Source organism: Streptomyces sp. NPDC087215 (assembly GCF_044744885.1).
Classification (GTDB): domain Bacteria; phylum Actinomycetota; class Actinomycetes; order Streptomycetales; family Streptomycetaceae; genus Streptomyces.
The window spans coordinates 398,653-420,213 of record NZ_JBIUZD010000004.1; the positions used below are offsets into that span (position 1 = coordinate 398,653).

General features: G+C 74.3%; 19 protein-coding genes. 7 read left to right on the forward strand and 12 right to left on the reverse strand.

Annotated features, from left to right (window positions below):
• Window positions 1–12 precede the first annotated feature (12 nt).
• Window positions 13–1,266, reverse strand: a complete 1,254-nt coding sequence (locus tag ACIO92_RS14655) for an MFS transporter (protein WP_366439788.1) — start codon at window positions 1,264–1,266, stop codon at window positions 13–15.
• Window positions 1,267–1,323: 57 nt separating this feature from the next.
• On the opposite strand from ACIO92_RS14655, the gene ACIO92_RS14660 reads away from it, so the two are divergent.
• A complete protein-coding gene (locus ACIO92_RS14660) occupies window positions 1,324–2,316 on the forward strand; it encodes a helix-turn-helix domain-containing protein (protein WP_366439789.1) in 993 nt (330 codons plus the stop codon).
• A gap of 197 nt (window positions 2,317–2,513) precedes the next feature.
• Here the strand turns inward: ACIO92_RS14660 and ACIO92_RS14665 are convergent, their stop codons facing one another.
• The 3 genes from ACIO92_RS14665 to ACIO92_RS14675 form a co-directional block, all read right to left on the reverse strand.
• Window positions 2,514–3,725, reverse strand: a complete 1,212-nt coding sequence (locus ACIO92_RS14665; RefSeq protein ID WP_402281448.1) for an MFS transporter — start codon at window positions 3,723–3,725, stop codon at window positions 2,514–2,516.
• Window positions 3,726–4,099: 374 nt separating this feature from the next.
• Entirely contained in the window at window positions 4,100–5,155 is a 1,056-nt protein-coding gene (locus tag ACIO92_RS14670; RefSeq protein WP_401236506.1) for a Zn-dependent alcohol dehydrogenase, read from the reverse strand.
• The gene (locus tag ACIO92_RS14675; protein ID WP_366439792.1) at window positions 5,152–6,186 is read right to left on the reverse strand and encodes an SDR family NAD(P)-dependent oxidoreductase; all 1,035 of its coding nucleotides are present in this window, start codon (window positions 6,184–6,186) and stop codon (window positions 5,152–5,154) included. Before ACIO92_RS14675 ends, ACIO92_RS14670 begins: the two co-directional genes overlap by 4 nt.
• 103 nt (window positions 6,187–6,289) lie before the next feature.
• Here ACIO92_RS14675 and ACIO92_RS14680 point away from each other — a divergent pair, with 103 nt between their 5' ends.
• Window positions 6,290–7,216: a cyclase family protein gene (locus ACIO92_RS14680; RefSeq protein ID WP_402281450.1), complete on the forward strand. Its 927-nt coding sequence runs from the start codon at window positions 6,290–6,292 to the stop codon at window positions 7,214–7,216.
• Window positions 7,217–7,397: 181 nt separating this feature from the next.
• Here ACIO92_RS14680 and ACIO92_RS14685 read toward each other — a convergent pair whose 3' ends face one another.
• The 4 genes from ACIO92_RS14685 to ACIO92_RS14700 form a co-directional block, all read right to left on the reverse strand.
• Window positions 7,398–7,841 carry an ATP-binding protein gene (locus ACIO92_RS14685; protein WP_366439794.1) on the reverse strand — a complete coding sequence of 148 codons (444 nt, stop codon included), beginning with the start codon at window positions 7,839–7,841 and terminating at the stop codon, window positions 7,398–7,400.
• A 432-nt stretch (window positions 7,842–8,273) separates the two neighbouring features.
• The gene (locus ACIO92_RS14690) at window positions 8,274–9,137 is read right to left on the reverse strand and encodes an acyl-CoA dehydrogenase family protein (RefSeq protein ID WP_366439795.1); all 864 of its coding nucleotides are present in this window, start codon (window positions 9,135–9,137) and stop codon (window positions 8,274–8,276) included.
• Between the two features lie 6 nt (window positions 9,138–9,143).
• On the reverse strand, window positions 9,144–10,280 hold the full coding sequence (locus tag ACIO92_RS14695) for an acyl-CoA dehydrogenase (RefSeq protein ID WP_366439796.1): 1,137 nt from the start codon (window positions 10,278–10,280) through the stop codon (window positions 9,144–9,146).
• Window positions 10,280–11,470 carry an amidohydrolase family protein gene (locus tag ACIO92_RS14700; protein WP_366439797.1) on the reverse strand — a complete coding sequence of 397 codons (1,191 nt, stop codon included), beginning with the start codon at window positions 11,468–11,470 and terminating at the stop codon, window positions 10,280–10,282. Before ACIO92_RS14700 ends, ACIO92_RS14695 begins: the two co-directional genes overlap by 1 nt.
• 148 nt (window positions 11,471–11,618) lie before the next feature.
• On the opposite strand from ACIO92_RS14700, the gene ACIO92_RS14705 reads away from it, so the two are divergent.
• Window positions 11,619–13,133: an AMP-binding protein gene (locus ACIO92_RS14705; protein WP_366439798.1), complete on the forward strand. Its 1,515-nt coding sequence runs from the start codon at window positions 11,619–11,621 to the stop codon at window positions 13,131–13,133.
• Here the strand turns inward: ACIO92_RS14705 and ACIO92_RS14710 are convergent.
• The gene (locus tag ACIO92_RS14710) at window positions 13,105–13,554 is read right to left on the reverse strand and encodes an STAS domain-containing protein (protein WP_366439799.1); all 450 of its coding nucleotides are present in this window, start codon (window positions 13,552–13,554) and stop codon (window positions 13,105–13,107) included. The genes ACIO92_RS14705 and ACIO92_RS14710 overlap by 29 nt on opposite strands.
• 182 nt (window positions 13,555–13,736) lie before the next feature.
• Here ACIO92_RS14710 and ACIO92_RS14715 point away from each other — a divergent pair, with 182 nt between their 5' ends.
• The 3 genes from ACIO92_RS14715 (at window position 13,737) to ACIO92_RS14725 (ending at window position 17,110) form a co-directional block, all read left to right on the forward strand.
• Complete coding sequence (locus ACIO92_RS14715; RefSeq protein ID WP_366439800.1) at window positions 13,737–14,318, forward strand: sigma factor; 582 nt, start codon at window positions 13,737–13,739, stop codon at window positions 14,316–14,318.
• Window positions 14,315–15,661, forward strand: coding sequence for a zf-HC2 domain-containing protein (locus ACIO92_RS14720; protein WP_366439801.1), 1,347 nt, complete (start codon window positions 14,315–14,317; stop codon window positions 15,659–15,661). Before ACIO92_RS14715 ends, ACIO92_RS14720 begins: the two co-directional genes overlap by 4 nt.
• A 177-nt stretch (window positions 15,662–15,838) precedes the next feature.
• Window positions 15,839–17,110: an MFS transporter gene (locus ACIO92_RS14725; RefSeq protein WP_401236500.1), complete on the forward strand. Its 1,272-nt coding sequence runs from the start codon at window positions 15,839–15,841 to the stop codon at window positions 17,108–17,110.
• Between the two features lie 44 nt (window positions 17,111–17,154).
• Here the strand turns inward: ACIO92_RS14725 and purU are convergent, their stop codons facing one another.
• Window positions 17,155–18,006, reverse strand: coding sequence for a formyltetrahydrofolate deformylase (purU, locus tag ACIO92_RS14730; protein ID WP_366439803.1), 852 nt, complete (start codon window positions 18,004–18,006; stop codon window positions 17,155–17,157).
• A 46-nt stretch (window positions 18,007–18,052) separates the two neighbouring features.
• Window positions 18,053–18,499, reverse strand: coding sequence for a hypothetical protein (locus ACIO92_RS14735; protein ID WP_366439916.1), 447 nt, complete (start codon window positions 18,497–18,499; stop codon window positions 18,053–18,055).
• Window positions 18,500–18,727: 228 nt separating this feature from the next.
• Between ACIO92_RS14735 and ACIO92_RS14740 the strand changes: the two genes are divergently transcribed.
• Window positions 18,728–20,008, forward strand: coding sequence for an ABC transporter substrate-binding protein (locus ACIO92_RS14740; RefSeq protein WP_366439804.1), 1,281 nt, complete (start codon window positions 18,728–18,730; stop codon window positions 20,006–20,008).
• 100 nt (window positions 20,009–20,108) lie between these two features.
• On the opposite strand, the gene ACIO92_RS14745 is transcribed toward ACIO92_RS14740, so the two are convergent.
• Complete coding sequence (locus tag ACIO92_RS14745) at window positions 20,109–21,464, reverse strand: hypothetical protein (protein ID WP_402056817.1); 1,356 nt, start codon at window positions 21,462–21,464, stop codon at window positions 20,109–20,111.
• Between the last annotated feature and the right edge of the window lie 97 nt (window positions 21,465–21,561).

Genomic DNA, 21,561 nt, shown 5'->3' on the forward strand with positions numbered 1-21,561 from the left:
CCCCCCCGGCCCCTACACCCGTGGCAGCGTCCTGATCGGACGGACCACCAGCAGCGCGCACACCACGAGTACCGCGATGCCCGCGCCCGTGAGCAGGACCGTCTCCGTGCCGACCAGCCCCGCCACCGGGCCCGACAGGGTGCGGCCGACGCCCATCATCAGGAGCGAACCGGCCACGTCGTACGCGTGCATCCGGTTCAGCGCCTCCTGCGGTACGTGCGTCTGCACCGCCGTCGACCACATCACCAGCCAGAACGCGAAGGCCGCGCCGCCGATGAACTGGCCCGCGCCGAGCAGCGCCACCGGCGCGCCGAGTCCGAGCAGCACGAGGCCCACGGGGAGCCCGAGGAGGGCGACCGCCCCCGCCGCGAGCGGCTTGCGCGGGCGGACCCGGAGCGCGAGGAGACCGCCGACGGCACTGCCCGCCCCGTTGACGGCCATGAGCACGCCGTACGTGGCCGCGCCGTGGTCCTCGGTGACCAGGCTCGCGGTGAGCGGCACCATGGGCCCCGCGACGGTCAGCCCGTACACCGTCCAGATCGAGATGACCCCCCAGAGCCACTTCCGGGCGGTGAACTCGCGCCAGCCACCCACGAGTTCGACCCCGAGGGAGGCGCGCCGGATCGAGTCCGAGGGCAGCGGGGCCATCCGCAGCAGGACGAGGCAGAGGGCGCTGGCCGCGAACGTGGCGCCGTTGACGGCGAAGGCGGAGCCCGCGCCCCAGAGGGCGACGAGCAGACCGGCGGCGGCCGGTCCCGCCATGGTCATGAGGGCTTCGGCGACGCGCAGCACCGCGTTGGCGCGCTGCACGTCGGGGGCTATGCGCGGGATCGTGGAGGCGACGCCCGGCTGGAAGAGGGCGGCGCCGACGCCCATGAGGACCGAGAGGGTGTAGACCGCCCACAGGGGCGGGCTGCCGAGCGCGAAGGAGACGGCGAGGACCGCGGCGCCGGGGAGCCGCAGCAGATCGGCGAGGATCATCATCCGGCGGGCGGTGAACCGGTCGGCGAGGACCCCGCCGAAGAGGACGAAGAGCGCGAAGGCGGCGGTCCAGCCGCCGAGCGCGTAACCGACGGTGGCGCCGGAGTGCCCGGCGCCGAGGAGCCCGGCGGCGAAGGCGACCGGGACGGTGCCCTCGCCGAAGACGGCGACCGCGCGGGCGACGAAGAAGAGCCGGAAGTTGCGGTTCCACAGTGCGGGCGGCTCGGCCGGTACGGGAATCCGTTCGGCGGCCTCAGACTTGTACGTGTTGTCCGTCACGGACACGAAGAGCTATCAGTGACTGGTCTGAACCACCACTGAATTTCGGAGGGAGCACCGCCCGTGCCGTCACCGCACCGTGTCGCCGTCCTCGCCCTGCCCGGCCTCCTCCCCTTCGAACTGGGCATCCCGCACCGCATCTTCGGGCGCGCCCGGGACGCCTCGGGGAACCCCCTGTACGAGATCGTCACCTGCGCCCCGACGGCCGGGCCGGTCCCCACCGACGCCGACTTCTCCATACACGTCGAGCACGGTGCGGAGGTCCTCGCCACCGCCGACACCGTCGTGGTCCCCGCCTCCTACGAGCTGGGGCCGGTCTTCGACGAGGGGCGGCTCACCGGGGAACTGGCCGCCGCCCTCGCCCACATCCGGCCCGGCACCCGGCTGGTCTCCATCTGCACCGGCGGGTACGTGCTCGCCGCCGCCGGATACCTCGACGGGCGCCCGGCCACCACGCACTGGGCGACCGCCGCGCACTTCCAGCGGGTCTTCCCCCGGGTCCGGGTCGACGCCGACGTCCTCTTCGTCGACGACGGCGACGTCCTCACCTCGGCGGGCGTGGCCGCCGGGATCGATCTGTGCCTGCACATCGTGCGCCGCGACCACGGGTCGGCGGTCGCCAACGACGTGGCCCGCAGGACGGTCGTGCCGCCGCACCGGGACGGCGGGCAGGCCCAGTACATCGAGCGCCCGCTGCCGCAGGCGGGCACCCACACCACGACCGCCGCGCGGGCCTGGGCCCTGGCCCGGCTGCACGAGCCGATCCAGCTGCGGGACCTCGCGGAGAAGGAGGCGATGAGCGTACGGACGTTCACCCGCCGGTTCCGCGACGAGGTCGGCATCAGCCCCGGCCAGTGGCTCACCCAGCAGCGCGTGGAGCGGGCCCGGCACCTCCTGGAGACCACCGGGCTGCCCGTCGACCGGGTGGCCAGGGACGCGGGCTTCGGCACGGCCCAGTCGCTGCGGGTGCACCTGATGGGCGCGATCGGGGTGACCCCGACGTCGTACCGGCGCACGTTCCGGGCGGGGGCCGGGGCGGAGAGGGAGACGGTCTGAGGGGCGGCCGGTCCTCCCCTACGGGCCGGGCCCTGGGGAGACACCCGTAGGGGGCATGGAGATCCCGTACGGCCCGGGGCTCTCCCTACGGGCCGGGAAAGTCCGTAGGGGATGGGGATCGCCTTCCCGTACGGGCCGGGGAGATCCCGGGGGCAGAGGGCATCCCCGTAGGGCCCCTGGCCCCGGGGTCCGCCGTCCTACCGGGTCGCCTTCCGGGCCGGAGCCTCCTCCGGCAGGGGGGCGGGGCTCCGGCGGTCCGCGCGGTGCTCGCCCAGCGCACCGGCGAGGGTGAGCAGCAGGGTCAGGCCGACCCCGCAGAGGATGGCCGTCGAGGGGGCCACCACGTGGAGCAGTCCGCCCGCGAGGGCGCCGCTCACCGCGTAGCCCGCGCCGACGGCCGCGTACATCACGGAGTATCCGGCGGCGAGCGCGGACGGCGGCAGGAGCTGCCGGAGCGTCAGGTTGCGGGCGAGGCTGGCGGGGGCCATGAGGAGTCCGGCGCAGGCCAGGGCCAGTCCGATGGCCGGTGTTCCGGGCAGGACGGCGACCAGCGCGACCCCGGCGGTCACGCCCAGGATCAGGACCAGCGACTGCACCGGCAGTCTGCCGGGCCAGCCGCCCCGGAGGCCGTACACGAAGGCGCCGACGGCCGAGGCGACCGAGAACCCGGCGAGCAGCGGGCCCGTCCAGCCGATCCCGATCCCGCGCTGTTCGAGGAGGGCGGGCAGGGTCAGCTCGGCGAGCGCGAGCAGGGTCATGGCGCCCGCGCCCATGAGGTAGACGGGCCAGGCGGCGAGCAGTGCCCGCCGTACGGACGCGCCCTTCTCCTGCGGCCCGCTGGACCAGCCGGGCGGGAGCAGCCAGAGTCCGGCGGTGGAGAGGGCCATGGACGTCCCGGCGAGCAGCAGCGGGAGGGCGGGGTCGATGCCGAGCGCGAGCCCGGTGGCGAGGGCGGGGGCGGCGGCCCAGATGCCGAAGGTCAGTACCGATTCCATGCTCATCGCCTGGGTGATGGCCCGCTCCGGGACCAGGCGGGTGAGCAGGGCCCGCATCCCGCCGGGCACGGCGGCGGGCCCGGCACCCGCGAGCAGCGCGAAGGCGGCGAGGACGACGGGGTGGGCGCCGGGCCAGAACCCGATGCCGAGGAACCCGGCGGCGCCCGCCGCGAGCCCGGCGGCGAGCTGCGGCCGGGCCCGTTCGGCCTTCATCCGCATCCCGAGGACGGGGGCGGCGATGATCTCCCCGAGGACGTACGCGGCGGCGAGCACCGCCCCGAGCGCGTACCCGCCCGGCCGCTCCCGCACCAGGAACACCAGCGCGAGCGGCGCCATGGCGACGGGCAGCCGCCCGGTGACGGTGACGGCGGACCAGAGGAGGACGGGACGGGTGGCGAGCGAACGGTAGGACATGACCAGGACCGTAGGGGCTGACGCCCCTGTTGCCCAGGGGCGCCGGGCCGCCCGTACGGGAGGACCCGCCCCCACCGGACTCGCCCTGGGGGCGGGGCGGGGCGGGGCGGACGGGCCGGGGCGGACGGTCGGGGCGGACGGTCGGGGCCGACGGTCAGGGCCGGCAGGCCCGGAGCGCGCGGCCCCCCTGCGAGCCGGACGGCGACCGGGCGGGCCCCGGAGGCCAACCCGCCGGAAGCAGGACGGGCCGGGGGCGTCCGGGCCCTGCCCGCAGGTCGGCCGAGGCCGGGCCGGACGGCGGCGGACCGCCCGCGACGGGCCGCCCGACAAGCGGTCGCCCGGCAAGCGGTCGGTGCTCGGTCCGCCCGCCGTGGTCAGAAGGTCAGGACGCCCCGGGCCACCTTCCCCGCCTCCGCGTCCTCCACCGCGCGGGCGAAGTCCTCCACCGGGTAGGTGGCGGTGACGAGTTCGTCGAGCAGGAGGGTGCCCGTGCGGTACAGCTCCGCGTACAGGGCGATGTCCCGCTGGGGGCGGGAGGAACCGTAACGGCAGCCCAGGATCGACTTGTCGAGGAACATCGCGGCGGGCAGGAACGTCGCCTCCGCCTTCGGGCCGGTCATGCCGAGGAGGACCGCCTGCCCGTGCCGGTCGAGCAGGTCCACGGCCGTGCGGACCAGCCCGGTGTGCCCGACGCACTCGAAGACGTGGTCGGCGCCGGTCGGCAGGATCTCCCGCACACCGTCCGCCGAGGACAGGAAGTGGGTCGCGCCGAACCGCCGCGCCACCTCCTCCTTCGCCGGGTTGGTGTCCACGGCCACGATCGTCAGGGCGCCCGCGATCCGGGCCCCCTGGAGGACGTTCAGCCCGATGCCCCCGGTGCCGATGACGACGACGGTCTCGCCCCGGCCGACCCTCGCCCGGTTCAGCACCGCCCCGACCCCGGTCAGCACCCCGCAGCCCATGAGCGCGGCCGAGGTCAGCGGGATGTCCTCCGGGATGCGCACCGCCTGGACCGCCTTGACGACGGTCCGCTCGGCGAACGACGAGTTCGACGCGAACTGGTACAGCGGGGTGCCGTCGCCGGTCCGCGAGAACGGGCGCCCCGGCCGCCCGATGGCCTTCCGGCACATCGTGGGCCGTCCCCGGTCGCAGTCGGCGCAGGCACCGCAGTTCGCGAGCGTGGACAGGGCCACGTGGTCACCGGGCCCGACATGGACGACCCCGGGCCCCACCGCCTCGACGACCCCCGCGCCCTCGTGCCCGAGCACCACCGGCACCGGGAACGGGATCGTCCCGTCGACCACCGCGAGGTCGCTGTGGCACAGTCCGGCGGCGGCCACCCGGACCAGCACCTCACCGGGCCCCGGGTCCCGGACCTCCAGATCGTCGACGACCTCGATCCGCTTCCCGTCGAAGACCACGCCCCTCATGACGACGCACCCGCCTCACCGGACGCACCGGAGCCCTCGGCGGGGCCGGACGCACCGGACACACCGGCAGCGCCGGACCCGCCCGCGTCCGGACGGGCCCCCGCGTCCGGACGGGCCCCCGCGTTCGGACGGGCCCCCTCCGCCGCCGCCCTGGCCATCTCCTCCAGCCGGGCCAGCATCGGCATCGGGTCGACGCCCACCGTGCCCGGCAGGAAGTCGGCGATGCGCTCCGGGGTCCAGCCGCCGCCCTCCGCGTACCCGGCGCGCAGTTCGCGCGGCTGGGCCCAGACCGCGATCTTGGGACCCGCGATCGTGTACACCTGCCCGGTGATCCTCTCCTCCCTGGCCCGGTCGGAGAGGAGGTAGACGACGAGCGCGGCCACGTCCTCCGGCTCCCCGATCTCCTTCAGCTCCATCGGCACGTTGGCCGACATCCGGGTCCGCGCGACCGGCGCGACCGCGTTGGCGGTGACTCCGTACTTGTGGAGGCCGAGCGCCGCCGACCGTACGAGCGAGATGATCCCGCCCTTGGCCGCCGAGTAGTTCGCCTGGGCCACGGAGCCCTGGTGGTTGCCGCTGGTGAAGCCGATCAGGGTGCCGCCGCCCTGCTTGCGCATCACCGCCGAGGCCGCCCGGAAGACGGTGAACGTGCCCTTGAGGTGGGTCGCCACGACCGGGTCCCACTCCTCCTCGGACATGTTGAACAGCATCCGCTCGCGCAGGATGCCCGCCACGCACACGACCCCGTCGACCCGCCCGTACTCGGCGAGGGCCACGTCCACGAGCCGCTGCCCGCCCGCCATCGTCGCGATGTCGTCGGCGACCGCGACGGCCGTGCCGCCCGCCGCCTCGATCTCCTTCACCACCCCGAGGGCGACCTCGGAGGCGGGCTCCCCGCCCTCGATGGACACCCCGTAGTCGTTGACGACGACCTTCGCGCCCTCCGCCGCGCACGCGAGGGCGACGGCACGGCCGATGCCCCGCCCCGCGCCCGTCACGGCGACGACCTTGCCAGCCAAGAAGTTCCCCATGCCCGGCCCCTTCCCGCAGTTTCTGACGGTCCGTTAGATTCATTCGTCGAACCGGATTCTACGACCCGTCAGATACCGGATAACAAGACCCCGGAGGCCTCCGATGTCGCTGCCCGCCGCATTCCACGAGATCGCCGCGCGCGTCAACAACTGGGGGCGCTGGGGCCGGGACGACGAGATCGGCACCCTCAACCTGATCACCGACGAGGTGGTGCGGGAGGCCGCCGCCACCGTCAGGAGCGGACTGCGGGTCCCGCTCGCCGTCGAACTGAAACAGGACGGCGTGCAGACCGGGATGATCCCCGGGCGGGTGAACCCGCTCCACTCCATGGTCCAGATCAACCAGGAGCTCTTCGGCCCCGGCACGGTCGCCACCAGCGACGACACCGCGACCCTCGGCCTCCAGGCGGGCACCCACTGGGACGCCCTGACCCACGCCTCGCACTCGGGCCGCCTCTACAACGGGCGCCCCGCCGGCTCGGTCACCGCGCACGGCCGGTCCGCGTACAGCGGCATCCACACCGCCCGGCACCTCGTCTCGCGCGGGGTCCTGCTGGACGTGGCCGCCGCCAAGGGCGTGGACCGGCTGCCCGGCGACCACGCCGTCACCCCGGAGGACCTGGACGAGGCGGCCGACTTCGGCGGGGTGACCGTACGCGCCGGTGACGTGGTGCTCGTACGGACGGGTCAGATGCGGCTGTACCTGGCCGGGGACCGGCACGGGTACGCCTTCCCGTCCCCCGGGCTCTCGATCCGCACCCCGGAGTGGTTCCACGCGCGGGACGTGGCCGCCGTCGCCGACGACACCCTCACCTTCGAGATCTTCCCGCCGGAGATCGAGGACCTGTGGATGCCGGTGCACGCCCTCGACCTGGTCGAGATGGGGATGCTCCAGGGGCAGAACTGGAATCTGGAGGAACTGTCCACAGCCTGTGCACAGGAGCGGCGCCACTCCTTCCTGCTCTCCGCGACGCCGGAGCCCTTCACCGGTGGCACCGGCGCTCCGGTGGCGCCGGTGGCGGTCCTGTGACCCCCCACGGTCCTCGCGGGTGGCGGCGCGCTCGCGCGCGCCCCGAGCACGGCACGGACGCCGCCACCCGGTCACGACCCGCACCTGTCGAGGGCCGTCCGGACATGCGCCGGACCGCACGGCCCTCGGCTCCCCTCGCCACGAATCGCTCACCCCAGAGTGGGCAAAATGCCACGAACCGTCAACAGCGCACCCGTCCGGGGGCCCACGCGCCCGGCCCGTGCCCGGGGGCCGCCGGCGCCCGGTCCACCTCGCACCAGATGTTCTTGCCGCGCCCCTCGGGCTCCCAGCCCCACCGGTCCGCGAGACCGTCCACCAGCTCCAGGCCACGCCCGTTGGTGTCCTCGCCCTGCGCGTGCCGGGGTCTCGGCGGACGGTCGCTGCGGTCGGCGACCTCGACCCGCACCCCGCCCTCGGCCCCGAACAGCATCCGGAGCACGGCCGGGCAGCCGGTGTGCACCACGGCGTTGGTGACGAGTTCGGAGATGAGCAGCACCAGCGTCTCCGCCAGCGGCTCGTCGTCCCCCATGCCCGAGCCCGCGAGCCGCGAGCGGGCCCACCTCCTGGCCCGCCCCACCTCGGCCGGGTCGGCCCCGACCTCCAACTGAACCTGAAGCACCTGCACCGCTCACACCATCCGAACCAGCGGACACACCTTCACGGAACGTGATTCCCTTGTGGGACAGCATGGTTGACGTACAGTCACCGCAACAAGCGCTTCGGGCATATTCCAGCGCGAAGGAGTACGCGTGCTCCATACTGTGCGACGCACGTCGCGGGGAGTCGAACGCCGGGCGCGGGAAGCGGGCGTCCCCCGCCGCGGGGCCACCCCGGGGGTGGCGCCGGGACGATCCGGGCCGACGAGCACTCGCATCCCACGGAGGTTACCGGAGGCGGGGGCCGACTCCGGGCCGTGACGACCCCGTCCGAGGGCACAACACGGTATCGACGTTCCGTGATCCGGTGGACGCGGAGCGCGACTCCCCCGGTCACCCTGCGGAACCGGCCACCTTGCCGAACCGGCCACCGCCCCTCACAGGACGGCGGCCCCGCCCGGTCACAGGGCGGCGGCGAGCACCTCCTCCGCCCGTGCGGCGGGCAGCCGCAGCCCGGCCCGTACCCAGGCCCGTTTCAGATGCAGATGGACGTCCGCCTCCCAGGTGAAGCCCATGCCGCCGAAGACCTGGAGGCAGTCCCGGGCGTTGGCGGCGGCGGCCGTGTCGGCGAGGAGTTTCGCCCCGGCGATCTCGACCGGGTCGGCGGTGAGCGAGGCGGCGCGGACGGCGGCGCGGGCCAGTTCGGCGCGGACCAGCATCCCGGCGCACAGGTGCTTGACGGCCTGGAACCCGCCGATCACCTGTCCGAACTGCTCCCGTTGCCTGGCGTGGGCCACCGCCATGTCGGTGGTGGCCGCCGCGCCGCCGACCTGTTCGGCGGCGGTGAGCAGGATCTCGGCGGGCCCGCCCGCGTCCTGCGCGCCGGGCACCCGGTGCAGCGGGGTCAGCGGGTCGAGGGAGCGGATCGGGACGGCGCCCGAGGCGTCGCCGACGACCACGTCGGCCTCGTCCAGCCAGGCGACCAGGCCCTCCCCGACGGAGGTGACGACGACGGAGCCGTCCGCCGCGCCCGGCACGGTCCCGGCCGCCGCGTGGGTGGCGGCCAGCGGGCCGGGCAGCAGGGCCCGGCCCGCCTCCTCGAAGACGAGGACCGCCTCGGGGAGGCCGAGGCCCACGCCGCCGTCCGCCTCGGGGAGCCGGAGCGCGAAGAACCCGGCTTCGCCGAGTTCCCGCCAGAGCGCGCGGTCCAGGGCGCCGCCGGAGTCGACGGCGGCCCGTAGTCCGGTCCGCCCGAAGCGGCCTTCGAGGAGGTCCCGCACGCCCCGGCACAGGGCCCGCTGGTCGTCGGTGAGTCGGAAGTCCACGGCGGGTCACCGGCCCTTCGGCAGGCCGAGGACGCGCTCGGCGACGATGTTGCGCTGGATCTGGGAGGTGCCCGCGGCGATCGTGTACGAGAGCGAGGACAGCCGGTCCAGGGTCCAGTCGCGGCCGAGGTCGAGCGCGTCGGGGCCGAGGACGTCGGCGGCGGTGTCGTACAGCTCCTGGCGGGCGTGCGAGTAGTGCAGTTTGAAGACGGAGCCGCCCGTGCCCGGCACCCCGCCGGTCGCACGGGCCTCGCTGACGTTGGCCTGGGTGAGCCGCCAGAGGGCCAGGAACTCGGCGGAGAGCCTGCCGAGGCGGCGGCGCAGGGCGGGATCGTCCCAGGTTCCGTTCTTCCTGGCCGTACGGGCGAGTTCGCCGAGGAGGCGGCGGCAGGCGACGACCTCGCCGACGAAGGCGGTGCCGCGTTCGAAGGAGAGGGTGACCATGGTGACGCGCCAGCCGTCGTTCTCCTCGCCGACGCGGTTCTCCACGGGGACGCGCACCTCGTCGAGGAAGACCTCGGCGAACTCGGTGGAGCCCGCGAGGGTGCGCAGGGGGCGCACGGTGACGCCGGGGGCGTCCATGGGCATCGCGAGCCAGCTGATGCCCCGGTGCTTGGACCCGGCCGCCGGGTCGGTGCGGACGAGGAGTTCGCACCAGTCGGCGACCTCGGCGTGGGAGGTCCAGATCTTCTGGCCGGTGACGACGTAGTCGTCGCCGTCGCGGACGGCCCGGGTGCGCAGGGCGGCGAGGTCGGAGCCCGCGCCGGGTTCGCTGAAGCCCTGGCACCAGACCTCGTCGCCGCGCAGGACCGGCGGGAGCCAGCGGGCGCGCTGCGCGGGGGTGCCCTCGGCGGCGACGGTGGGGCCCGCGTGGAGGAGTCCGACGAAGTTGGCGCCGACGTAGGGGGCTCCGGCGCGTTCGGTCTCCTCCAGGAAGATCAGGCGCTGGGTCGGCGGGGCGTCCCAGTGGACGTCGGCCCAGCCCGCGTCGTACAGCCTGCGCTGCCAGCCGCAGTCGTAGGCGCGGCGGGCGGGCCAGTCCAGCGGGTCGGGGCGGGCGGGGAGGGCGGGCAGGGCGGTGGCGAGCCATTCCCTGAGGCGGGCCCGGAACTCCTCCTCCTCGGGGGTGCTGCCGAGGTCCATCAGACGATGCCGAGGTCGAGCATACGGATGGCGTTGCCGCGCATGAGTTTGTAGACGGTCTCGTCGTCGAGGCCCCGGACGTGGTCGAGGGCGACCTCCTTGGTGTGCGGGAAGGTCGAGTCGACGTGCGGGTAGTCGGTCTCGAAGGTGGCGTTGTCGCGGCCGACGACGTCGAGCGAGGCGATGCCGTGCTTGTCGCGGAAGAAGCAGCAGAAGATCTGCCGGTAGTAGTACGTGGAGGGGGGTTCGGGGACCAGGTCGCGGACCCCGCCCCAGGCGCGGTGCTCCTCCCACACGTCGTCGGCGCGTTCGAGGGCGTACGGGATCCAGCCCATCTGGCCCTCGCTGTAGGCGAGCTTGAGGCGGGGGAACTTCACCAGGACGCCGCTGAAGAGGAAGTCCATCATCGAGGCCATGGCGTTGTTGAAGCTGAGGGAGGCCTGGACGGCGGGCGGGGCGTCGGGGGAGGCGGCGGGCATCTGGCTGCTGGAGCCGATGTGCATGTTGACGACGGTGCCGGTCTCCTGGCAGACGGCGAAGAAGGGGTCCCAGTACCCGGAGTGGATCGACGGCAGGCCGAGGTGGGTGGGGATCTCGGAGAAGGTGACGGCCTTGACGCCCCGGGCGGCGTTGCGCCGGATCTCGGCGACGGCGAGGCCGATGTCCCAGAGGGGGATGATGCAGAGCGGGACGAGGCGTCCGCCGCTGTCCCCGCACCACTCCTCGACCATCCAGTCGTTGTAGGCGCGGACGCAGGCGAGGGCGACCTCCTTGTCGTGGGCCTCGGCGAAGGTCTGTCCGCAGAAGCGGGGGAAGGTGGGGAAGCAGAGGGAGGCCTCGACGTGGTTGAGGTCCATGTCCTTCAGCCGGGCGGCCGGGTCCCAGCAGCCCCGGCGCATCTCCTCGCGGGTGATGCCCTCCAGGGTCATGTCGTCGCGGTCGAAGCCGACGGCGGCGATGTTCCGCTTGTACGGGAACTTGAGGTCCTCGTAGATCCACCAGTCGGCGGGCGGCCCGGCGGGGTCCATGGTGATCCGGTACTTCCCGCCGACGTACGCCAGCTCGCCGATCCCGGCGGTGAGCGGGCGGGGGCCCCGGTCCCGGTACTTCTTCGGCAGCCAGGTGTCGAAGAGGTGGGCGGGCTCGATCACATGGTCGTCGACGCTGATGATGCGGGGCAGTTCCGTCATGGCCCGTCCTCTTCCCGAAGGCTTTTCTGATGACCCGTCAGATATCGGCTGGACATCAGGCTAGCCCCGCACCCCTGGACCGACAAGGACCGGACCTCTACGCTCTCCGCACGATCTGACACTCCGTCAGTCATGAGGGGGTACGGGCATGAACGCCACCGCACACGCCCTGAGCGGGTGCCGCACGCTCTGGGAACTCGTCGAACGCCGCGCCGCCCTCACCCCCGGTCGGCCCGTCCTCCTCCAGGACGACCGGACCCTCACCTTCGGCGGGCTGCGCGACCGGGCCGAGCGGTGCGCCGCCGGTCTGTACGGCATGGGGGTGCGGCCCGGCACGGTCGTCGCCTGGCAGCTGCCCACCCGGATCGAGACCGCCGTGCTGTCCTTCGCGCTCGCCCGCCTCGGAGCCGTACAGAGCCCGGTCATCCCCTTCTACCGGGACAAGGAGACCGGCTTCGCGCTGCGCGCCTCACGGGCCGAGTTCTTCGCCGTGCCCGGCGTCTGGCGCGGCTTCGACCACACGGAGATGGCCCGGCGGCTCGGCGCGCGCGGGATCTTCGAGGCGTACGGCCCCGGCACCCTGCCCGACGGCGACCCGGCGGTGCTGCCCCCGCCGCCCGCCTCCGGCACCGACGTCCGCTGGATCTACTGGACCTCCGGCACGACCTCCGACCCCAAGGGCGTGCTGCACACCGACCGCTCCCTCCTCGCGGGCGGCTCCTGCCTCGCCCACGCGCTGCGGCTCACCGACGCCGACGTCGGCTCGATGGCGTTCCCGTACGCGCACATCGCCGGGCCCGACTACACGGTGATGCTGCTGCTCTACGGCTTCCCCGCCGTCATGTTCGAGCAGTTCGCGCTGCCCGGGGCCCTCGACGAGTACCGGCGGCACGGCGTCACCGTGGCGGGCGGCTCCACCGCCTTCTACACGATGTTCCTCGCCGAGCAGCGCAAGCGGCCCGACGAGCCGGTCATCCCCACCCTCCGGCTCCTCGCGGGCGGCGGCGCGCCGAAGCCCCCGGAGGTCTACCACGCCGTCCGCAAGGAGCTGGGCTGCCAGCTCACCCACGGCTACGGCATGACGGAGGTCCCCATGATCACCATGGGCGACCCGGACGACACCACGGAGAACCTCGCCACCACCGAGGGCCGCCCGCCCGCCGGGATGGAGATCCGGATCACCGGCTCGGGCGAGGTCCTGCTGCGCGGCGAGGCCGTCTGCGCGGGCTATCTCGACCCGGCGCAGACGGCCGCCGCCTTCGACGCGGACGGCTTCCTCGTCACCGGGGACCTCGGGCACCTCACCCCGAGCGGCCACCTCGTCCTCACCGGGCGCCTCAAGGACATCATCATCCGCAAGGGCGAGAACATCTCCGCCAAGGAGATCGAGGACCTCCTCCACGAGCACCCCGGCGTCGGCGACGCCGCCGTCATAGGGCTGCCCGACCCCGAGCGCGGGGAACGCGTCTGCGCCGTCGTCGAACAGCCTCCCGGCGCGGCCCCGCTGGACCTCCCGGCCGTGACCGCCTTCCTGCGCGGGGCGGGTCTCGCCCCGCACAAGCTGCCCGAACAACTGGAGGTGGTGGACGCGCTCCCCCGCAACGAGACCCTGCGGAAGGTCCTCAAGTACCGGCTCAGGGAGCGGTTCGGCGCGCCACGCTGACGCGCCGGGCGAGGGGCCCGCGCGCGAGAGGCACCCGGGCGGCGCCCGCGGGGGCGCCGGGCCCGGTGCCGGGCCCCGTCTCCACCGCCTCGGCGACGCTCCCGTACACCTCGAAGAGGCGGCGGACGCCCAGGGTGGCCAGCACCTTGCCGACGTGTCCCTCGCGGTCCTCCGGCAGGATCAGCCGGAGCCGCCCGCCGCAGGACCGCAGCAGTCTGCGGGCCGCGATCAGCACGCCGACGCCGCTGGAGTCGCAGAACCGCACCCCGGACAGATCGACCACCAGATCGTGCCGGCCGCCCGCGACGGCGTCGTGGACCCGGCGGCGTATCCGGGGGGAGGTGATCAGGTCCAGCTCCCCGCGCACCCGGAACACCGTCCAGGCGCCGTACTCGTCCTCGTCGACCTCGATCGTCGTCACGCCCCCCGCCTGCCCCGACGAGAACGGACGAAACCCCCGGACCGGCCGTGCCGCCCTCCTTATCACCCGCGCCCGCGTCAAGGGCGCACTTGCGGCAAACAGGCGTGCGCCGACCGCACGGCCGTTACTTTGGAAGGGAGACCGCGGAGCCGCACGGAGGCCGGGAGGGGCTGGAGGACCGGATGGCGATGGACACCCCACCGCGCTGGGACCGCAGGATGCAGCAGCGCCTGGCGCGCGGCGAGGCCGCCGCGCTCGGCGAGCTGTACGACCGGTTCGCCTGCCTGGTGCACAGCCTCGCCCACCGCGTCCTCGACGACGACGACGCGGCCGACCAGGTCACCCGCGAGGTCTTCGGCTACATCTGGGAGAACTCCGACGCCTACGACCCCAAGCAGGGCAACATGCGCTCCTGGGTCGCCGGGCTGACCCAGCGGCAGGCCGTCCAGCGGCTCCGGCAGACCGAGGCGACGGCGTACGCGGAGACCGGCCGGGGCTCCGCCGAGGAACTGGAGCAGAAGGTCCGCCGGGCCTCCGTCGCCGCCCGCGCGGACTACATCGTCACCTCCATGCCGACCCCGCTGAGAGCCGCCCTCGAACTGGCGTACTTCCAGCGCCGCGACTACCGTCAGACCGCCGCCGACCTCAGCATCACCGAGGACGAGGCCCGGCGGCGGCTCAGGCTCGGTCTCCAACTGCTCTCCTCGGCCGACATCCGGCCCTTCGAGGGCGGGGCGCCGCCCGGCTTCGGGCGGACACGGTGACCGGGGCGAACGGCGGCGCGGAGGACGTCGCACGCGCCCCCTGGGCCCCGGGTCCGCACCGGACCGCGGAGCACGGCGCGGACCTCGTGTCCGGCTCGGCGGCGGACCCGTACGGAGACCCGCCGGGAGACCCGGCGGCCCCCGTACGGGCCCCGGCGCACGGCGACGACACGGAGGGGAAGTCCGGGGTGGCACCCGACGAGACGTCCGGCACGGAGGCGGAACCGGAGCCCGAGGTGCCGGTCCTGCCCCATGGAGTGCTCAAGTCCCTGCTGGGGGCCTGGGCGCTCTCGGCGTGTTCGGCGGGCGAGACCAGAGCCGTCGAGGAGCATCTGACCACCTGCGCGCCCTGCGCCGACGAGGCCCTCCGGCTGCGGGACGCCGTGGCCCTGCTGCACAAGGACCGCGATCTGGACCTCGACCCGCTGCTGCGGTCCCGGGTCCTGGAGAACTGCCTGGGCCGCCGCCCGGCCCGCATCCCCGTACCGGGCTGGGTCACCCCGTACGACGCGGAGACCGCGCGGCTCGACGCCCTCCTCCGGGACATCGACGAGTCGGAGTGGCACGCGCCGGTGCGCCTCAAGTGGTACGAGGAGGACCGGCCGGTGCGCCGCAAGGCGACCGTCGCCGGGGTCATCGGCCACCTCATGGCCGTCGACGGTCTGGTGACGACCGCGCTCGGACTCGACGACCCGCTCGGCGCGGGCACCCCCGAACTGTCGCCGACCGAGCGCACCGAGGCGTTCTGGTCCGGGCTCGACCACCCGGCGGGCCGGACCCTGCGGGGGCCCTGGCGGGACCAGACCCACACCCTGATCCGCACGGTCTCCTTCGCGGGCCGGGACACGGCCGACCTGACGGTCACCTACAAGGACTTCGCGCTGCCGCTGCGGGACTCGCTCCTGGAGCGGGCCTTCGAGTGCTGGGTGCACGCGGACGACATCGCGAACGCGGTGGCGTACCCGTACGCCCCGCCGAGCAGCGCGCACCTGCACGGGATGATCGACCTGGCGGCACGGCTGCTCCCGGCGGCGCTCGCGGGCCGACGGCGTACGGGCCGGGCGGCCCCGGCGCGCCAACTGGTCGCGGCGGGCGCACCGGGCCGCTCGCTCCATCTGGAGGTGGAGGGCGCGGGCGGCGGCCACTGGTACATCGCCCTGGACTCGCCCGCCGCGATCGGCTCCCCGGACCTGTCGGTGGCCCAGGTGGCGATGGACGGGGCGGAGTTCTGCCAGCTGGTCGCGGGCCACATCTCCCCGGAGGACGCGGCGGCGGGCCAGGACGGCGACCGGGAGGCCATCCGGGACGTCCTGTCGGCGGCGGCGTCCCTGAGCAGGCTGTAAGCCGGGGCCTTCCCGAGCAGACTACGGGCGGGGCCTTCCCCGAACCGACCGCGAGCGGGGCCTCTTCGAGCCGACCGGGGGCGGGGCCCCGGACTCCCCCAGGGGTCCAAGTGGCCCATTCCCAGGGCCCGTCAATGGACCAAAGGGTGCGGGCCATTTCGCCATACCGTCGTGTCCATGGCGAACACTTCCCTCCCCGCGGAACGCGTCGGCGACGGCCTCCGGACCGCCCGCGCGCCCCGCGCGCTGCTCCTCGCCCAGGGGAGCAACTCCGTCGGCGACGGCGCCTTCTACGTGACCTCCGCGCTGTACTTCACCGAGATCGTCGGGCTCTCCGCCGCACAGGTCGGCGCCGGTCTCGCGGTCGCCTGGGCCGTCGGCTCGGTCGCCGGGGTGCCGTTGGGGGCCCTCGCCGACCGGCGCGGCCCGCGCGGCACCTCCGCGCTCCTCGCGCTCATGACCGCCCTCGCCGTCGGCGCCTTCCTCCTCGTCGGCTCGTTCCCCGCCTTCCTCGCCGCCGCCACGCTGTACGCCTCCGCGCAGACCGGCCTCGCCGCCGCCCGGCAGGCACTGCTCGCCGGGCTCGTCGCCCCCGCCGCCCGCACCGCCGTCCTCGCCCGGCTCCAGGCCGTCCTGAACGCCGGGCTCGCCGTCGGCGCGGCGCTCGGCGGGATCGCCCTGCACGCGGGGACGCGCGGCGCCTACCTCACCGTGTTCGCGCTCGACGCCCTCGGATTCCTGCTCTGCGCGCTGCTCCTCGCCCGGCTCCCGGCCCCCGCGCCCGCCGCCGGGCCCGTACCGGAGTCGCGGCGGTCCGGGTGGGGCGCGGACGTGCCGCGCGACCGGCCCTACGTGCTGCTCACCCTGCTGAACGCGGTGATGCTGCTGCGGATGCCGGTCCTGAGCCTCGCCCTGCCGCTGTGGATCGTCCAGCGGACGGCCGCGCCCGGCTGGACGGTCTCCGCCCTGTTCGTCCTGAACACCGTGGCCGTGACGCTCTTCCAGGTCCGCGCCGCCCGTTCCGTCACCGGTACGGACACGGCCGCCCGCGCGGTGCGGGGAGCGGGCGCGGTCATGGGCGCGGCCTGCGCCGTCTTCGCGGTCACCGCCCTCCCCGGGCTGGGCGCGGGTCCGGCCGCCTCGGTCCTCGTCCTCGGCTCGGTGCTGCTGGTGGCCGCCGAGATGCGGCACTCGGCCGGGTCCTGGCAGCTCGGCCTCGGGCTGGCGCCCGCCGACCGGGTCGGCGCGTACCAGGGCTTCTACGGCGCGGGCGTCCCGGTGGCCCGTACGCTCGGCCCGCTCGTCGTCACCACCCTGCTGGTCGGCGGCGGTCCGGCGGGCTGGCTGCTGCTGGGCGGCGTCTTCGTGGCGGCGGGGACGGCGACCGGCCCGGCCGCCCGCTGGGCGGCCCGCTCGGCTCCCCGCACGGCCCCGGTCCCCGCGCGGTGAGGCCCCGGCCCTACGCCGGGGCGAGGCCGACCGGGACCGTGCCCCTACGCGAAGACGACCGTCCGGCGCCCGTTGAGGAGGATGCGGTGCTCCGCGTGCCACTTGACCGCGCGGGCCAGTGCCTGGCACTCCACGTCGCGGCCGATGGCGACGAGCTGGTCCGGGGTCACCTCGTGGCCGACCCGCTCGACCTCCTGCTCGATGATCGGGCCCTCGTCGAGGTCGGCCGTCACGTAGTGGGCGGTCGCGCCGATCAGCTTCACCCCGCGCGCGTGCGCCTGGTGGTACGGCTTGGCGCCCTTGAAGCTGGGGAGGAAGGAGTGGTGGATGTTGATGATCCGGCCGGAGAGCCGCTTGCACAGGTCGTCGGAGAGGACCTGCATGTAGCGGGCGAGGACGACCAGCTCGACGTCCTCCTCCCGGACGAGGTCCAGCAGTTCGGCCTCCGCCTCCGCCTTGGTGTCCTTGGTGACGGGGATGTGCCGGAACGGCAGCCCGTAGGAGCCGACGAGCTCCTCGAAGTCGGTGTGGTTGGAGACGACGGCGACGATGTCCACCGGGAGCGCGCCGATCCGGGAGCGGAACAGCAGGTCGTTCAGGCAGTGGCCGAACTTCGACACCATGAGGACGACCCTCATGCGGTCGTCCGCGCGGCTGATCCGCCAGTCCATGGCGAACGAGTCGCCGACGGCGGTGAAGCTGGCGCGCAGCTTGTCCACGTTCACGGGCGCCTCGGCGGAGAAGTGCACCCGCATGAAGAAGAGCCCGGTGTCACGGTCCCCGAACTGCTGGCTGTCCTCGATGTTGCAGCCGGTGATGAACAGATAGCTCGACACGGCGTGCACGATGCCCTGCTTGTCCGGGCACGAGAGCGTGAGGACGTACTGGTCGGTCATTCCGTCAGCCTGCCACACCGGGGGGTCCCGGGCGGCGCACCGTCCGTCAGACGGACCGCGTCATGACGCGGAGCGTGTCGAGCGAGCAGGGGGGCGTGTCGGGGTCGTCGCCGTCCGCCCGCGCGAGACGGACATGGGCCTCGCGGGCGGCCCGGACGGCCTCGGGCCAGCCGGGGTCGGCGAGGTAGGCGGAGACGGGGGCGTCGGGTCCCACCTGGTGCGTGATGCGCACCACCCGGTGGACGGCGGCGTCGACGAGCGCCGCCTCCGCGCCGTCGCGGAAGATCGAGCCGACGTACTTCTCGGCGGACCAGTTGTCGAGCCAGGTGTCCTCGACCAGGCGGTAGACGGCGTCGGTGACGTCGCCGTACCCCTCGTGGCCGGCCAGCCAGGTCGTCTCGTGGAACACGGGGTCGGAGAGCATGTGCAGCGCCGAGCGCACGTTGCTGCGCCAGCGCCACCACGGCATGTCGTTGAGCGGCATGACCCCCATGGTGGAGGAGCGACGGCCGCGACGGGAAGGGTTCTCCGTACCGGAGACGGGAGGAGAGGCCGGACCGGAGGCGGGCGGGGAGGCTGGACTGGACACCTTCCGATCGTACGGTCCCCCGTCCGGTCACCGGACGCACCCCCTCACCGCCCCCGCAATTCACCCTCGCGTCACCCACCGTTGAACCCCGCTCACTCCCGCGTTACCCCGGGGGCGGAAACGTACGGGTCCATGACCGGCAGGCGACTGACCTCACTCCTCGCGTACGTCACGACCGCGGCGACCGGAGCCTCGTTGCTCACCGGGTGTGGCGTGCTCCCCGGGGCCACGGGGGGCTCCAGGGAGCCCGTCACGGTGATGACGTGGGCCCCCGACCGGACCCGTGCGACCAACATGCCCGGGATGCCCGCGATGGCGCAGGCGTACGCCCGCTGGGTCAACTCCCGGGGCGGCATCGACGGGCACGAACTGCGCGTCCTCACCTGCAACGAGCACAACACCCCCTCCGGCGCCGCCGCCTGCGCCCGCCGCGCGGTCCGTGAGGGGGCCGTCGCCGTCGTCGGCTCGTACAGCCAGCACGGCCGTGCCTTCATGGCCCCGCTCGAAGCGGCCGAGATCCCGTACATCGGCGGCTACGGGCTGACCGAGGACGAGTTCAGCAGCCCGCTGTCCTACCCCGTGAACGGCGGACAGGCCTCCCTCATCGCGGGGCACGGCGTGCAGCTCGCCGAGTCCTGCCGGACGGTCTCCCTGGTCCGCCCCGACACCCTCGCGGGGGACCGGCTGCCCGCGCTGCTCGACTCCGGGCTCCGCAAGGCCAGCCACCGCGGCGCCGTGGACATCCCGGCGGTGGAGGACGCCGCCGAGTACACCGCGCAGGCGTCCCGCGCCCGGGAGAGGGCCGGGGCCGAGAAGGGCTGCGTCGCCGCCGTCCTCGGCGAGCGCACCCAAACCTTCTTCGACTCCTTCCGCCGCCTCCCCGAGGAGGAGACCGGGCGGGACGGCACCGGCGGGGAGCGCAGCACCGTACGGATCTCCTCGGTCCTCGGCAGCGTCGGCCAGCCCCTGATCGACCGTACGGGCGGCGCGCACAGCCCCTTCGAGGGCGCGTTCGTCACCGGCTGGTACCCGGAGGCCGACGACCGGAGCTGGGCGCCGATGCGCGAGGTCATCCGGGAACACGCCTTCGTCGACAACCGGGTCGATCCCACCGACGCGGGCGTGCAGACCACCTGGATCGCCTACACGGTCCTCAAGACGGTCGTCGAGTCCCTCGGCACCGACCGCGTCACGGCCGCCCGGATCACCCAGGCCCTCGACCGGGGCGAGCGGATCGACACCGGCGGCCTCACCCCGGACCTGCGCTGGAAGTACGAGGACCTGCTCGGCGCGGCGGGCTTCCCCCGGATCGTCAACCACGAGGTGACGTTCCAAGTCGTCCGCGAGGGACGGCTGGTGGCACAGCGCCCCGGCTTCGTGGACGTCGGGGAGACCGTCCTCGGCGCGCCCTGAACGGGCGGAGGCCCGGCGGTGCCGGGGCCCCCGGCGGGTGAGGGGTCCCGGCGGGTGAGGGGTCCCGGTGGCGGGCCGTCCCCGCCGCCGGGAACGGCCCTCACAGCTGGGTGAACGTCCGCTTCTCCAGGCCGTACTTGGCGGCGGTCGGGTTCCACAGCCCGGCCGCCTCCTTCTTGGCGGTGGTGGCCTCGCCGCTCTTCGCGTTCGCCGCCGCCGTCCGGTTCGTGGAGCGGGCCTTGCCGCCCTTGCACGCCTTCTTCGCCTTCATCTGGTCGGCCCAGGCCGCGTAGTGGTCGTCCGCCTCGGCGGACGCCCGCCACGCCTCGGTGAGGGCCTCGGTCAGCGCGGGGCTGTCCGGGATCTTGTCGACGTCGAGGGACTGGAGCCGGGTCACCAGGCCCCGGCGCTGCTCGGCGGCGCCCCGCAGGTCGTTCGCCGCCTTGTCCAGGTCCTCGCACCGCTTGATCAGCTCGACCGAACTGATCACCGTGTCACGGCTGTTGCTGCTGTCCGCGAGGAGCTTGCTCAGCTCCCGCGCCTGCGGTTCCGCCGGGTCGGCGGGCTTCTCGGCGGGCTTCTCCTCCCCGGAGGGCGCGGCGGAGCTCGCGGCCACGTTCTGGCCGGGCTCGTCGGACGGCTTCTCGCCGCCGCTGAGCAGCGCACCCGCGCCGAGCCCGACGACGGCGCAGCCCGCCACGACGGCCGCGATCAGCGCGACCGGCGACTTGCGGCGCGGCGGCTCGGGCTCACCGGCACCTTCGTCGTAGTACGCGTCCTGGTAGGCGTACTGCTGGGGCGGCGGCGGAGGCGCCTGATGCTGCTGCTGGTACGGGGCGGGGGGCTGCTGGTACGGAGGAGGGGTGTGCGGCTGCTGGTACGGGGGCGGGGTGTGCGGCTGCTGGTACGCCTGCGCCCGGGGCGGCTGCGGGGCCCTCGGCGCCTCCGTGCGGAAGAGGCTGTCGAACTCGGGGGGCGGCTGCCGCTCCCCGGGCTCCCGTGCCGGTACGGGAGCGATGTACTGGGTGGCGTCCGACGCCCCGGCGGGCGCGGCGCCCCGCCCCGGGACCGGCGGTATGTGCTGCGTGGCCCCCATGTCCCCGGCGGCCGGCGGATAGCCGTACCCCGGCTCCGGCCCCGGCGGGTACGCGGGGGGCATCGAGCCCGGCACGGGGGCGATGTGCTGGGTGGCCTGCATGTCCCCGGCGAAGGGCGGCGGATAGCCGTACCCCGGCTGCGACGGGACCGGCGGCAGGTACTGGGTCGACTGCGCGTCGGCGCCGCCGGGGGCCGCCTCGGGAGGCAGCGGCTGCGCGGGCGGCAGTGGCTGCCCGCCCTGCTGCCCGGTGGCGGGGCCCCAGGCTCCGCCGTCCCACGACGGTGCTCCCCCGTGGGCGTCGTACGCCGGGGGCACCGCCGGGTACTGCGGCTCCGGACCCTGTCCGTTCTGCGTCACCGGGACTCCTACTGATGGACCAACGGAATCGTCGGCTCACGCTACCGGGTGGGCCCGGGGCTCCGCACACACGTGTGAGCCCGGTTACACCCCCTTC

Excerpts from the sequence above, each read along its gene's own strand:
- purU (WP_366439803.1), bottom strand. The coding sequence starts at position 18,006 with ATGACCGACCAGTACGTCCTCACGCTCTCGTGCCCGGACAAGCAGGGC.
- ACIO92_RS14665 (WP_402281448.1), bottom strand. The coding sequence starts at position 3,725 with ATGTCCTACCGTTCGCTCGCCACCCGTCCCGTCCTCCTCTGGTCCGCC.
- ACIO92_RS14670 (WP_401236506.1), bottom strand. The coding sequence starts at position 5,155 with ATGAGGGGCGTGGTCTTCGACGGGAAGCGGATCGAGGTCGTCGACGAT.
- ACIO92_RS14695 (WP_366439796.1), bottom strand. The coding sequence starts at position 10,280 with ATGGACCTCGGCAGCACCCCCGAGGAGGAGGAGTTCCGGGCCCGCCTC.
- ACIO92_RS14700 (WP_366439797.1), bottom strand. The coding sequence starts at position 11,470 with ATGACGGAACTGCCCCGCATCATCAGCGTCGACGACCATGTGATCGAG.
- ACIO92_RS14715 (WP_366439800.1), top strand. The coding sequence starts at position 13,737 with ATGGCGATGGACACCCCACCGCGCTGGGACCGCAGGATGCAGCAGCGC.
- ACIO92_RS14675 (WP_366439792.1), bottom strand. The coding sequence starts at position 6,186 with ATGGGGAACTTCTTGGCTGGCAAGGTCGTCGCCGTGACGGGCGCGGGG.
- ACIO92_RS14725 (WP_401236500.1), top strand. The coding sequence starts at position 15,839 with ATGGCGAACACTTCCCTCCCCGCGGAACGCGTCGGCGACGGCCTCCGG.
- ACIO92_RS14705 (WP_366439798.1), top strand. The coding sequence starts at position 11,619 with ATGAACGCCACCGCACACGCCCTGAGCGGGTGCCGCACGCTCTGGGAA.
- ACIO92_RS14740 (WP_366439804.1), top strand. The coding sequence starts at position 18,728 with ATGACCGGCAGGCGACTGACCTCACTCCTCGCGTACGTCACGACCGCG.
- ACIO92_RS14735 (WP_366439916.1), bottom strand. The coding sequence starts at position 18,499 with ATGGGGGTCATGCCGCTCAACGACATGCCGTGGTGGCGCTGGCGCAGC.
- ACIO92_RS14680 (WP_402281450.1), top strand. The coding sequence starts at position 6,290 with ATGTCGCTGCCCGCCGCATTCCACGAGATCGCCGCGCGCGTCAACAAC.